Below are 14,056 nucleotides of genomic sequence, written 5' to 3' on the forward strand. Positions count from 1 at the left end.
AGTGAGCTGATAATTCGTAACCATTAAACCGTAAACTAATTACTTCCACTGCACTTTTTTAACAAATACAGCTAACACAGCGTTGATTACCAAAAACAGCATCAAGATGATATCCAAAATAGGGAACCACCATTTCAGCTCCTTATAATTTAATCTGTGCAGCAATTTAGGGTACACAAAACACCTAACAATAATACTTAATAAAAACACCGATACGGCAGCAATGTGCGTATGCGGAAAACAAGCTAAAGTAATGGCCAACGCATAAAACAAAAACTGCACAATAATTTGAGCACTCAAAATAAATTTGTGCTTTGCTTTGTAAAGCTTTCCAGCCCCAACATGACGTTTTTTTTGCCTTAAGTAACTTAAAAAGGTAGTTTTTGGTTCGCTCCAAACATGAGTTTCGGGGTTAATTTGTATAACCGTATTGCCAGCAGTAGCATTGGCGTTCACAAATAAATCATCATCTCCTGATGGAACATGCATATGGGCCGCAAAGCCCTTCGTTTTAAAAAACAACTGCTTTTGGTAGGCCAAGTTTCTACCTACGCCCATGTAAGGCATACCTTTCAAAGCAAAGGATAAATAGTTAACCGCTGTAAAAAAAGTTTCGAAACGAATCAACGCGTTGAGCAAACTTCTTTTTTTAAAGTAAGGCGAATAGCCCAAAACTATCTGCGTTGCGGAGATGTCGGGCTGCTGCATTCCTTTTAACCAACTTTTAGAAGCAGGTAGGCAGTCGGCATCAGTAAATACCAACCAATCGTAACTAGCCGCTTTAATGCCCATTGTCACCGCAAACTTCTTGCCTGCAATAAACTTCTCGCCTTCGGGCACATGCACCACCTTTAAGTTAGCGTAGCGCTTTCCCATTTCCTCCAACAAATCAGTTGTGCCATCCCATGATCTGTCGTTCACTACAATTACCTCAAATTTGCTGTAATCCTGCTCAAATACTGCAGGCAAATATTTAGCTAAATTCTCAGCTTCATTACGGGCGCAAATAATTACACTAATGGGTTCACCAGCTGCACCTGGCAGCTCTTTAATTTGATAAGTAGCCAGTTTTAAATGTACCCCTAAAACGTAATAGAGTTGTACAAAAAAACAAAGGAGAAGCGCAGCAAGTAAGCAGATTTCGAGTATGTTAAATTCCACGATGGTATTTTAAGCCAGCAAAGGTAATTAATTTGCTTGGTTGCCCACCCAGTTTTTGATTTTTTGATATGGAAAGCAATTGCAATACTAGTAGGTTAATGTAGTCCCGCTGTTTGCTGTAGTCCCTCCCTTCGGTCGGGAGCTGCCGCGTCCATCGGGTTTAAAAACTCAAAACAGTGCTTAAAAACTCAAAGATTTGTCGCATTAAAACCACAACAAAGTATGTAAAAGCAAGCATTAACATCAACGAAAAAAACTTGCAGCAGCTTTTGCAACTAACTCGATCCCGAATTTTTCATCTGTTGAAATGTATAGCTAGCCGAACGCTAATGAAAGTTTCTACGCTGATTTCCAAATCACATGTATAAAATTAAACTGCGCAAACCCAAACAACAAACAATTAATTGTATTTTTGCAGGATTTTTGACAGAGATTTACACAAATGAAATTCGATTTACAGGCAAAAGATCCTAACTCAAAAGCTAGGGCAGGTGTTATTAGCACTGCTCACGGCAATATACAAACCCCAATTTTTATGCCTGTAGGTACCGCCGGCACAGTAAAAGCGGTGCACCAAAAAGAATTAAAAGAAGACATTAAAGCGCAAATCATTCTAGGAAATACCTATCATTTGTATTTGCGCCCCGGACTGGATATTTTAGAGCCAGCTGGTGGTTTGCATAAATTTATTGGTTGGGACAAGCCTATTTTAACGGATAGCGGTGGCTACCAAGTGTATTCGCTAAGCAAAGTGCGTAAAATCAAGGAAGAGGGTGTAACTTTCCGCTCTCATATTGACGGATCAAAACATCTCTTCACGCCTGAATATGCCATGGATATTCAGCGTACCATTGGTGCGGACATTATCATGGCATTTGATGAGTGCACACCTTATCCTTGCGATTATCGCTATGCGGCAAACTCTTTGAACATGACACATAGGTGGTTAAAAAGATGTTGCGAACGCTTTGATAACACCCCCGCAAAATATGGCTACGAACAAACCTTATTCCCTATTGTGCAAGGTTCTGTTTACAAAGATTTGAGGATGAAATCTGCAGAGTTTATTGCTTCCATGGAGCGTGAAGGCAATGCAATCGGTGGTTTATCCGTTGGAGAACCTGCCGAGGAAATGTATGCCATGACGGAGGTAGTTTGTGACATTTTACCTTACGAAAAACCTCGTTATCTAATGGGCGTAGGCACACCTATCAATATTTTGGAAAATATAGCGTTAGGTGTAGATATGTTTGATTGTGTAATGCCTACCAGAAACGCCCGCAACGGGATGCTTTTCACCAGAAATGGCATCATCAACATTGGAAATAAGAAATGGGCGAGTGATTTTTCACCTATCGATGCTGAAAGTGATTTACTTGCTGATCAAGTGTACTCAAAGGCTTATTTACGTCACCTAATGCACAGCAAAGAAATTTTAGGTTCACAAATTGCCACTTTGCATAACCTACATTTTTATCTTTGGTTAGTAAACGAGGCCCGTGAAAAAATTATTGCCGGCGAATTTTATGATTGGAAAAACAAAATGGTTGGTATTTTAGGCACAAAACTATAGATGAAATTCATTAGGCAAAGATCAAAAATCATCGACAATTACATTATCGGCAAGTATTTAGGCACTTTCGTGTACACTCTTGCTGTTTTTGTGGTGGTTATTATCATTTTTGACCTTTCCGAAAAACTAGACGATTTCCTGGAGAACGATATGACGGTATGGCAAATTATTACGCAATACTATGCAGGTTCCATACCATTTTACGTGAACATGCTTTCGCCCTTGATGAATTTCATTGCCGTGATTTTTTTCACCGCTAAAATGGCCGATCAAACTGAAATTGTACCAATATTGAGCGGTGGCGTTAGTTTTAACCGATTTTTAAGGCCTTATTTTATTTCTGCATTTATCATCTTTTCGGCAAGTTTAGTTTCTAATCTGTTCATATTACCTTACACCAATAAAATCAAAAATAGCTTTGAAAATGAGGTAATTAAAAAAGATGACCCTTACACAAAGTCGAACATACATATGAAAATAGATGAAAATACCTACATCTATATCGATAATTTCGACAACAGGAGTAATATAGGCTATCGCTTTTCTTTGGACCGTTTTAAAGGCGATACACTTGAAAAAAAATTAGTAGCTGAGCAAATTAGTTACGATTCTGTAAAACATGTTTGGAAGCTATCTAATTACTCTACAAGAAATATCAATGGTTTAAAAGAAACCATGACTTATGCAAACACCAAAACAAAAGATACGGTTTTGGACATGAAACCGGATGATTTTTCGGTTTATGACAACGTAGTAGAAAGCATGACAAGCAAAGAGCTTGCTGATAAAATTGAAAAGGAAAAAATTAGAGGCTCAGGGGTGATGAATGATTTACTTTTTGAGCAGTATAAACGATATATACAGCCGTTATCTGCCTTCGTACTCACCCTAATTGGGGTAGCGCTATCATCACGCAAGGTACGCGGCGGCGTAGGGCTTCCGTTGGGAATTGGTATTGTATTGAGCTTCTTATTTATCGTGTTCAATCAATTCGCTAAAATGTTTTCTACCAAAGGCGGATTACCTCCCCTAATAGCCAATTTGCTACCCGTACTGTTATTTGCCATTTTAGGGCTTTATTTATTGCGTAGAGCGCCTAAATAAACTACTTCAGCTGATAAATTTCTGGCTCATTTAATTACGGCTAAGCTAAAAACAGTTACATTCGTAAAGTTGAATCTATCACGCTGATTTACGATGCCTACAATTGTTTTACGTACTGAAATTGCAGCTCCTATTGAGATTTGCTTCGATTTATCCAGAAGCATTGACCTACATCAAATTTCTACCGATCACACCAAGGAAAGCGCCGTTGAAGGTATCACTACCGGATTGATTGGCATGAATGAGCAGGTAACTTGGCAGGCCACACATTATGGTATTACGCAACGTTTAACATCAAAAATTACCGCTTATAAACGACCATTCTACTTTGTAGATGAGCAACAAAAAGGCGCCTTCAAATCCATTTTTCACGAGCATAAATTTGAAGAAAAGCAAGGAAAAACGCTGATGGTTGACCGCTTTCAATTTGAATCTCCCTACGGCATTTTGGGTAAAATTTTCAATTTTATAACGCTCAAAAATCATTTGAAAGCACTACTGTTAAAACGAAATGAAGTAATCAAATTTTATGCTGAATCGGGAAAATGGAAGTTAATTTTGGATGAAAAAAACTACATTAAATAAGTTCAAAAACCTATCACAAACACGACTCCAATTGAGCTATTTTCAGCCTCAAAAACCCTTAGAAATTGACCTCAAAACCTCACCGAAATAGGTGATAAAAAACCAATATCAGGCCCTCTAAATCGCACCCAAAAATGGGGCACCTGCTTGAGTTAAAAACTCCCTAATCCACTTATCAAAGGTTACTGTAAAAACCAACCTAAACCAAGTATTGATGACACACATCAATTAAAATTGCTTACCAAAAACACACAGATACCTCATCGTGAAAAAAGCTTCAAAGCCTTTTATCAGTACCTGAGTAAAGCACAAATATACTGATCAAAAAATCACACTATCCTCCCAAAACAACAACACAAAACCAAAAAATACAGATTAAAAAAATACACTAAGCTTCGCTAAAAACTCATCATAAAAAACTTCACTTAAAAGTAAATAGCAAGCTATGCTTGGTGCTTGTAGCAACGCAAAATCAATCAATCCTCAACAAAAATCCAGACGATAAACGAAGTAATTTTACGGCGTGAAAATCTAAAACTTGTTAAATTTCGTATACATCTTCTAAAAAACATGATTTTTCAATCGAAAAAAAAACATGAAAATAGTGTACATTTTTTACCAAAAAAATACCTTATCTTAGACGGTAGAAATCCGTCCAAATAAAGCCAAAAAGCAACTATTAAATAGCTAAAAACACTTTAAAATAGTTCAATTTAATTTAAATATAAAGTATTATAAATCATATAATTATAAATTTTAACAAAATTAATACTTTACAAAAAAATACACCCAACCAAACCTAAAAAACTAATATTTTTAGCAAACATAAACAAGCAAAGTTGATATAAAACAAAATACATTGAAAATCAAATTATTAACTACAACTATTTTAAGTTTTACTTTTTTAAGTGGTTTTGCACAATTTTTTGACGAAAGCCAAACGCCGCTTAGTGTAAAATGGCGCCAAATTGAGCATGGCGGTTTTAAAATCATTTATCCAGCAGCAATTGAGAAAGACGCTCAACGAATGGCTAATACTTTTGCCCGCATCTACCCTACCGTGGGGAGAAGTCTCACACAGCAAAAAACACTCATTCCAGTAGTGCTACAGAACCAAGGCACCACCTCAAACGGCTTCGTTCAGCTTGCACCTAAAAAATCACAATTCTACACTATCTCTCCGCAGCAATTCGATAGTCAGGACTGGCTAAACAACCTTGCAGTACACGAACTAAGGCACGTTGCACAGTTCAACAAAATTACTGGCACCACCGGTTTTCCATTCCCCGAAGAGGTGTACTTTGGCTACTTAGGATTAAGCACCCCGATATGGTTTTTGGAAGGAGATGCCGTAAGCACCGAGACAGAATTAACCTATGCCGGAAGGGGTCGACAACCCAACTGGATCATGCCATTTAGAGCCTCACTTTTGGAGGGTAAAAACTTCTCCTATTCGAAGTCATACTTTGGCTCAGAAAAAGATGTGACAGCAGGGTATTATCAACTTGGATATTTGATCAACTCTCAACTACAAAAACAGTATGGACCAAGCATAGGAAACCAAATCCTTTCCGACATTAACCAAAGGCCCTTGAGGCTTTATCCATTCTCTCAGAGTTTAAAAAAAATAACAGGAAAAAACACCAACCAATATTACCTTCAAACTTTACAGCAGCTACGCAAAGATTGGCAACAACAAGACGAGCAAAACAAATCAATAAATTATCCAAGCTTAAACCAACGCAGCAGCTACGCAACCAGCTATCATTTGCCAACTGCACTTCCTAACGGTGATATCCTTTGCATTAAACAAAGTAAAAGCGAAACACCAAGGTTTGTCATCATCTCCCCTAACAAAAAAGAAAAGCTACTGCTAAAAATTGGCTACCAAGAGCAGCCTTGGTTCAGTTATGCTGAAAATACAATAGTTTGGGAAGAACAACGCGAAGACCCAAGGTACAAACAGCGCAGCTACAATGTAATTTGTACATACGACCTACAAACAGGAAAATTAAATCAACTTACGCATAAAACACGTTTGTTTGCTCCATCCATCTCAGCCAATGGAAAAAATTTGATTGCAGTAAACATCGATCTGAGCAACCACTACAATTTGGTTATGCTTGACCTCGTTACAGGAAAAATTACGGACAGCATCCCAAACCCGGCTAATGATCAATTACAAACACCTTCGCTAAATGCCGACGGAAGCGAAATTGCCTGGATTGCAGTAAATGAAAATGGAAAATCACTTTGGGTAAAAAACAATGGAAAAACTGCTGCATTAATCAGCAATACCCGACAGCAAATTAGCAGGCCGATTTTTTTTAACGGTAAAATCGCATTTAACGCCCACTACAGCGGTATCGACAATATTTATGAACTAGACCCAGCAAATAAAAAAATAAGCGCTCTAACGGCTTCAAAATACGGCGCCTTTAATCCTAGTTTTTCTGCCGACGGCAAAACAATGTTGTTTAACAACTATCAACTCATGGGATTTGAAATTGCAAAAACGGATATCAAACCTACTGACATTCCCGCTAGCGGTTTTGTTTATTACGGCATGCCTACCAAAAAAGAAGATTACGTTTTCGAAAGCATTCCCGATAGCACTTTCACTTCAACAAAGTACAGTCCGCTTAAACACGCTTTCAACTTTCATAGCATTAGTCCAACTTCCGATGATGCCGTAGAAAATGTTGGTTTGCAACTTAAATCAAACGATTTGTTGAACACCACCAGCTTTTACACCGGCATCACTTACCAAAGCAGTTTGCGAAGGGTAGAATACAGCGCTGGCTTGAGCTACAGAGCGCTTTATCCGGTGTTTAATTTCACTTACCGCAATCGTCCACGTTTGGCCAATTATCGTTTTCAAAACACCATTAACCAGGCGCAATGGCGTGAAGATTATTTTGGCCTAACGGCAAACTTGCCGCTGAGCTTTAACAGCTTTAATCATCGTTTTAGTTTTGTTGGAGAAACGGGAACCTACTACGTAAATAGACACTTTAACCCTGTTGACGCCAGCCGACTTGCCAATACCATCGCTTTTCCTATGACTTACCGCATTGGCTTTAACCACCAGCTACGCAGTGCCGAACGCGATATTGCACCTCGCTGGGCGCAGGTAATCGACCTAAAATTCCAAAATTTGCCTTTTGATAAAAACCTAACCGGAAAATTATTCGCCTTCGAAAGCTATTTCTATTTTCCGGGCTTTGCCAAAAACCACACTTTTTTAGCCAGCTTCAATTACCAGCAAAATTCCGGAACATTTGCAAGCGTTAATGACATTCCAACAGTTTACGGCTATAATCAAGTTGCAGCTAAAAGCTTGCTAAAAAACAGTTTATTGCTCAATTATCGCTTTCCCTTTCTATTCCCCGACTTAGAAATTGGCTCTTTGGCCTATATCCGAAACGTAAGAGCTGGCTTATTTAGTCACTACGAAAACATTGGCAGCGACACCAATTTGAGCCAACCTAAAACCTTTGGTCTGGAAATCAAAAGCGACATGAATCTATTGCGGTACCAACCAGTGGCCGACGTAGGTGCTCGTTTAATCTTCGTAAATAAAATCTATAACCAAAACCCTATATTCGAATTATTGTTTAACTATTACTTTTAAATCAATAAAGCAGAAAATGAAAGGCAAAACCATATTTATCGTTGTGTTAACCGCACTGTTAACTATTTTTTTGATGGTTAATAATGATGCCGTAGAGTTCAATTTCATCATCGGAAATCCTGTGGAAGTATCAAAATTAATTGTGATCGGTATTTGTATCCTTATCGGTTTTATAATTGGTTTTATTACCGGACGACCACGAAAAACCTACAGCAGCTACAATGATGAGGTAGAAAAAAACTACGCTGACGAACAAAAAAGCACGTTAAGCGACGAAGACAGAGATTACATCAGTTAATTTTTTGAAAAGCGGCTGTAGTAGTACTTCGCTTACGGTAGTCCTGCTTTTCGGCTTTAGTCTCCCGAATTGAAATCGGGAGCGCTGCCGCCTTCAATCAGGTTTATTTATGAAGTGCGCTGCAAAACAGAAAAAGTATTGGGGCAGTGCAGTTATTATCGTAAATGCTTATTTATTTTGAGTAAAATACAACATAAAGCATTTTTTCTGTTTAGTTGCAATCACAGCCTACATAGCGATGATGTCTTGTAAGCTACCTTCAACAAGATTTTTTCAACCGCAAAGTTTTGAAGATCGCCGAGATTTAGGAAGTAGTTAGATATCTACTTAGTTAAACGACTTAGCCGGCAGACAAACTTACAATCAAGCAATGCCTTTCCTAAGCATGCCAAATGGCCTTTTGGCATCGTGAAGCGCAAGCCGATTGGGGCGCAGCATTTGCCAAGGACTTGCACCAACAAGCAAAATGGAGAAGTGAAACGGCTCATTTTGTGCTAAAGAGCCATAATTGAGCTGGAGCAAAACGAGGCCAAGCAGCCTTGAACTTTTGGTTCTTTTGGTTCAAGCCAAAAGAACGTAAAAAAAACTTACCGAAGCAGTACCATTTCCGAGTACGCCAAAATACATGTAAGACAAACTTTAACAAGAGTTTTTTTAACCGCAAAGTATTGAAGATCTAAAATCGGAAAATCGAAACGGTACAAAAATAAAAATCCACTCGTAACAATTTCTAAAATATTTAACGCCTCTTAAAAATCTATTTAAAAGGCGTTTTTTGTTGCTTTTTCACTTGTTTTTCTCAAAGCTTTTTTGTATCTTTAAGTGGAAAACAGCCCGTTTTATTTCGTCAAAGATACTGGACTTGGCGCCACTTTTTCAAGCAGTCGCATAATATTGCATTTGATTTTTTCTTTATCTCTCTTCCAATCGGTTTCTTTCATCCCTTTATCATAGTCGGGATAAGGTAATTGCGACGACCTAAATTTAAAGCGTTTACACAAAGGATAAATATAACGATAGGTCTTTACTTCAAACGCCTTATAATCGCCCACTAGATAAGCTATATTAGCCCTTAAATACCCCGTTGCACTTGTGGTATTAGTTAATATCTGTTCGTGAGTTACTTCGCCACTTCTACTATTAACCAAAAACTTTGTGTAGTGGTAGCCGTAATATTGAAAGTTTGCAGCTTTGTAAATGGTACCACAGCCAAGACGGCCATCGGCAAAGCTTTGTATCGCAACCAAGTTGGGATCATGTTTTCTAATTATCTTAATCGACGCACCAATTAAGATTGTTTCGGCATTCTTGCCCAAACTGTCATCAATCCACATGCGGTTTAACTCACACATCCAAGCGTTGGGATTTGGATGCTCAAACATTTTGGCGTTAAGGTTTTTTACATAACCATACACAGCCACACCCAAACATTTATTTGGTTCATCAGCCTTAAAGACGCCAACGTTATACACGCCAAATCCGCCATCGTTCCATTTGTGGCTGTAATGATTTTTAACAATCATTTCTTTAGCCAATTTCTTTTCTACGGGCTTAATAATTAATTCGCCCAACTTCGTACTCTTTTTAATCTCCATAATCCTATATTTGTAATCTCACCAAAACAAAATGCACAATCTACACCCTAAGGCTTACGCCTCGGTTATGTACGTTGTGCATTTTCTTTTTTGTTTTGGTGAGACTTAACAGGAAGAGCCGAGGCGTTTATAATCTTCTAGTTATGATTTGAAAAGCATAAATTGGGTAATCCACAAATTCAATAGAGAACCCTTTAATTGTTGTATTGTCGTTAAAGACAATATCCTTACCCTGTTGCACAAATTCAACCCCAAAGCCTTTTAATACGGTACTTTCGGGAAATCTAGGCAGGTCATTGCTATCATTTACCAATTCAATGCCTGCACCTTTTAACTCGGTTACATCAGGCATGGCTTATGGAGTTAAATTGTTTACCTGAATAGTGTAGCGCAACTGGATAAACTTTTTGCTAATGGGAAACACATTTGCTGCTGTCCTATCAAAGTCTTTATCACCGTTACCACGCACAATTGCACCAGTACGGCTATTTCCCACATTGTTAGATGTTGGCTTTTGGTTAATCTCGAAATAGAAATAAGCATCGGCATCACTAAAAACCTTTCTCAATAAGCCTGTACCTGTAAATGAAGTGATACCAGTTAGCACTTTGATAAATGTACCAACAGCATAGCTATTACCGTTGTAGGTTGCAGCGTTTCCCTCTACGAAGTACCAAGCCAATTCCTCTAAAGTTGCTGTATTGTCAACTGTTGTTAAAGCACCATCACTAAAGCGAGCTTCTACGTTTTCCCGTGCAGGAGCCTCCAATATTTCACGCAATACACCACCAGTAGCAGTAGTAAACGTGCCGGGGCTTGATGACTTAGATGTAAACCTTTGTCCTGCGTTGTAAACATTGCCATCGTATGTGATCGTGCCAACCTCAACCAAATAAGGTGTAGATGTCGCTAGGTTAGTACCTGCACTTATTGTAGTATTTGCTAAATCAACAGTGCTATCTACATATTCACCATTTCTATCTGCATTAATGCCAAATGTTAACAGCCTTTGCAACTCCCTGCCTGCCGTGTTATCAATAGGCTTTGTAACGATACTTGCAACACTGTCAACATCAATAAGCGTGAGGCTATTATCAGCAATGGTTAAGTTTATAGCACTCGAATTATCAAACGCTGATAGACTTGCAGTAGCTTTTACCGCTAAAGCCTTGGTTATAGAGTAAGCGCCAATATAAGTGCCAAAATAACTCATATTTCGTGCAGGACTGGATAGCGATAAAGAGTAATCTTTGATGTCGATATTGTTAAAAGCTGGATTTACAATTGTACAACCACTAAAAGACTGGCTAACCCCTACATAGGCGTTGTAAGCTGTCATCAAAGCGGAAATAGTAGTAAAATTTGTATAACCTGCTGGAACTGTTGGATAGATACCGCCACCGCTGCCCGTTCCGTTTGTCATTTTAAAATTGCACTCATAATACAAAGTATTTATAGCATTCAGTGAAGTAACGTTTACAGCCGACAAATTACACCTGTAGAATATGCAGGCATCTGTGGAGTTTGCGATCACTATACTATTGCAGTTTACGAAAGTGCAGTTAAATGATTTATTGGGCTGATATGAACCTAAACTCAGTGTTGCAGTTATATTTGAGAACGTACAGTTTACAATACCTGATAAGCTAAAACCTCCGCTACTAGTGGGTATAGCGCCATCAAACCAACAGTCAACTAATCTAAAGTTTGTATTACCATTATTAAGAACCGAGGCGCCAGAACCTACAATCTTGATGTTTAGATAACTACAGTCTGTACCAGTCTTGAAAACACCTAAATATGAAATATCTAGTATAACATTTCCATCACCTACTAAGGTTACGTTATTGGTACTCGTAGACAAACTTTCTCTATAAGTCCCACTAGCAAGTATTACAGTGGTTGATGCAACATTAGCTTTATTGATTGTTTTATAAGGTTTCAACCTACTGCCATTTCCTGTAATGTCATTACCCCAATGTGCCACATAAACAGCATTTGACGGTTTAACATCATCTGCTGATGATGCTATGGTAATTCCGTATTTATTTGCTACACTAGGTTTGTAGCTCCAATTAAAAGTAGCCATATCTTAACTGTCCTTTCCTTTCATTCTCAACCAACCCCTTTGCTCGGTTGGTGAAGTGTAATCCCATTTTAAATAAATCTCTGCACCTGCTGAATAGCTAACAGGTGTGCTAAAGGTCGTATAAGTACCTGCTGCGCCTATCTTGTATTGCAGATTGCTCATTGCTGTTGAACATGATAAAGCGGTAAATTGCCCTGCCAACTCCATAGGGAAAATTATTTCCATTACCGAAAGCACATAGCATTCTTTGATGTAATTCTTTTTCTCGGTATTAACAGCACTTGCAACCCTTTCGGACGTGTAATACAAATTTGTTGAACCTTCGGGTAGTTGGTCGGTATTTGTAGCTCCCGAACCAACACCTCCAATTATCCACTCTTCATCGTCTGCGTCCCAATTATAATTTTTGACAGGAGAGCCACTACCCACATCAACTTGAGCATAATCGCCAGCTCGAAGCGCTGGGCTGAAAACATTAGTTTGCAATGAAATCAATGAAGTAAAACGACCTCTAAAATGTTGATTATAGTCCGCTGTATTCAATTTACCGTCTACAACTAATGTCAAGGCGTCAACATCAGCTTGCGCCCCGTCGGCCTTGTCTTCAATCCTAGTTAAATCAGCACCCAAAGCCTCATTATCAGAAGGAGCACCCTCTAATTCTGAAAAAGAAGAGGCACCACCGCCCGCACCCGTCACAACTTTGCTCCAACTTGCCAAAAGGTTAACCGCTGCAATATTCTTTAGTCTATAATCGGCGTCGTCGCTTTCCACATAGACTTTAGTTACACCCTCAATCAATTTACTTTCCAAGCCCACAAAGTCCGTTAGCAACGTCGCTAAGTCGGCGGTTTTTAGCGCACCTCCTTTAACGTTGCTAGAGCGTACGATTGGCTCGTTTGGGTTGGCGTGTTCGTATTCGTCGGGTCTTTTAATTGACATACTAGTTAAATGCTAAAGTGTTATTGATAAATGCTTGAGTGGCGTTGCTTCGGTAAATGCGATAAGTTACAGAGCCGCCAAATTCATCGGCACCCGTTAAGTCGCCAACTTTCGTAAAAGCTCCAAGTATCGGCGCCGAGCCATCCATTACCACACCTGACAAATCGCCGTCGCTTGCTCGATACGCAAACCAAGTGTATTGGCCAGCGCCAGCGGTAACGTTTGAAACCGTACGAGCTTTGCCCGAAAGTGCGCTATTGCCAAGAGCGACAATTGCCGCTACATCGGCGGGAGCTGACGAAGCGTAACCCAAAAACGAACGGTAAACAAAATTTGCTTGCTTGGTATTGTTGACAATCAGCCCCTCGCTGTCTTCTATCGTTAAACGATAGTAAATAGTTGAGTTGTTAACCGCACCGCCGTTAATATCAGTATCGACAAACGGCGAAGCTGGCGGGGTTGCCGAGTTAATTAATTCAGTCCAAGCGACACCATCACGGGAACGCTCCAACTTGAGATTAACCAGCGAAGCGCCTAAAGAATTAATGGCATAGCTATAATTTACATTTAAGTCAACATCACTCTTTTTATTGTAAGTAATAGCGCTGGCGCTTAAAGATAAGTTAGCCGTTGGGGCAATAGCTTCTTGAGCGCCGATTAACATCAGCTCAACGGCAGATTTTCCCTCCGCTGGTACCACTTGGCCATTAGCCCATTTGAAAAAGAATTTACCACCCGAAAGAGACACCGTAAAATTGCTCTCGAAAACATCGGGATTTAAACCACCAGCCGAACCGATTAAACTTTTAAGCTCATTAATGGCGGCAACTATCGAAGTCTTATCGCTCGTTTGTAAATCTTCCAGAGCACCCAAAGCACTTAATATTGTTGCAATTTGGGTTGTGCTTGCCTTGCTTGCTAAAACAGCAGCCAAGCCGCTAACATTCGCAATTGTAACCGTGTCTTCGCTTTTATGAAAAAAGGTGTCGATTAGGTTTGCAAATTGCGCTTGAGTTGGTTTTTTTCCTGTCTCAAAATACTGCTTTAAAATATTTCTTGCTGTTATCGGCATGGC

General features: G+C 39.1%; 11 protein-coding genes. 5 read left to right on the forward strand and 6 right to left on the reverse strand.

What is annotated here, in order from left to right:
* Positions 1 to 39: 39 nt before the first annotated feature.
* Positions 40 to 1,161 (reverse strand): glycosyltransferase, encoded by a 1,122-nt coding sequence (locus DUT68_RS14530; protein WP_237088349.1) that lies wholly within the window; start codon positions 1,159 to 1,161, stop codon positions 40 to 42.
* 442 nt (positions 1,162 to 1,603) lie between these two features.
* On the opposite strand from DUT68_RS14530, the gene tgt reads away from it, so the two are divergent.
* The 5 genes from tgt (at position 1,604) to DUT68_RS14555 (ending at position 8,355) form a co-directional block, all read left to right on the forward strand.
* Positions 1,604 to 2,734 (forward strand): tRNA guanosine(34) transglycosylase Tgt, encoded by a 1,131-nt coding sequence (gene tgt / locus DUT68_RS14535; RefSeq protein ID WP_113638943.1) that lies wholly within the window; start codon positions 1,604 to 1,606, stop codon positions 2,732 to 2,734.
* A complete protein-coding gene (locus DUT68_RS14540; RefSeq protein WP_113638944.1) occupies positions 2,735 to 3,838 on the forward strand; it encodes an LptF/LptG family permease in 1,104 nt (367 codons plus the stop codon). It abuts the gene before it with no gap.
* Between the two features lie 93 nt (positions 3,839 to 3,931).
* Positions 3,932 to 4,423 carry an SRPBCC family protein gene (locus DUT68_RS14545; RefSeq protein ID WP_113638945.1) on the forward strand — a complete coding sequence of 164 codons (492 nt, stop codon included), beginning with the start codon at positions 3,932 to 3,934 and terminating at the stop codon, positions 4,421 to 4,423.
* Between the two features lie 859 nt (positions 4,424 to 5,282).
* Positions 5,283 to 8,057 carry a TolB family protein gene (locus DUT68_RS14550; protein WP_237088350.1) on the forward strand — a complete coding sequence of 925 codons (2,775 nt, stop codon included), beginning with the start codon at positions 5,283 to 5,285 and terminating at the stop codon, positions 8,055 to 8,057.
* Between the two features lie 16 nt (positions 8,058 to 8,073).
* Positions 8,074 to 8,355, forward strand: a complete 282-nt coding sequence (locus DUT68_RS14555) for a lipopolysaccharide assembly protein LapA domain-containing protein (RefSeq protein WP_113638947.1) — start codon at positions 8,074 to 8,076, stop codon at positions 8,353 to 8,355.
* Between the two features lie 839 nt (positions 8,356 to 9,194).
* On the opposite strand, the gene DUT68_RS14560 is transcribed toward DUT68_RS14555, so the two are convergent.
* From DUT68_RS14560 to DUT68_RS14580, 5 genes are all read right to left on the reverse strand, one after another.
* Positions 9,195 to 9,950 (reverse strand): Mom family adenine methylcarbamoylation protein, encoded by a 756-nt coding sequence (locus DUT68_RS14560; RefSeq protein WP_113638948.1) that lies wholly within the window; start codon positions 9,948 to 9,950, stop codon positions 9,195 to 9,197.
* Between the two features lie 127 nt (positions 9,951 to 10,077).
* The gene (locus DUT68_RS14565; RefSeq protein WP_113638949.1) at positions 10,078 to 10,302 is read right to left on the reverse strand and encodes a hypothetical protein; all 225 of its coding nucleotides are present in this window, start codon (positions 10,300 to 10,302) and stop codon (positions 10,078 to 10,080) included.
* Positions 10,303 to 10,305: 3 nt separating this feature from the next.
* The gene (locus tag DUT68_RS14570; protein ID WP_113638950.1) at positions 10,306 to 12,039 is read right to left on the reverse strand and encodes a hypothetical protein; all 1,734 of its coding nucleotides are present in this window, start codon (positions 12,037 to 12,039) and stop codon (positions 10,306 to 10,308) included.
* Positions 12,040 to 12,042: 3 nt separating this feature from the next.
* Complete coding sequence (locus DUT68_RS14575; protein ID WP_113638951.1) at positions 12,043 to 12,981, reverse strand: hypothetical protein; 939 nt, start codon at positions 12,979 to 12,981, stop codon at positions 12,043 to 12,045.
* 1 nt (position 12,982) lies between these two features.
* The gene (locus tag DUT68_RS14580) at positions 12,983 to 14,053 is read right to left on the reverse strand and encodes a hypothetical protein (protein WP_113638952.1); all 1,071 of its coding nucleotides are present in this window, start codon (positions 14,051 to 14,053) and stop codon (positions 12,983 to 12,985) included.
* Between the last annotated feature and the right edge of the window lie 3 nt (positions 14,054 to 14,056).

This window comes from Pedobacter zeaxanthinifaciens (assembly GCF_003313335.1).
In the GTDB taxonomy this organism is placed as follows: domain Bacteria; phylum Bacteroidota; class Bacteroidia; order Sphingobacteriales; family Sphingobacteriaceae; genus Pedobacter; species Pedobacter zeaxanthinifaciens.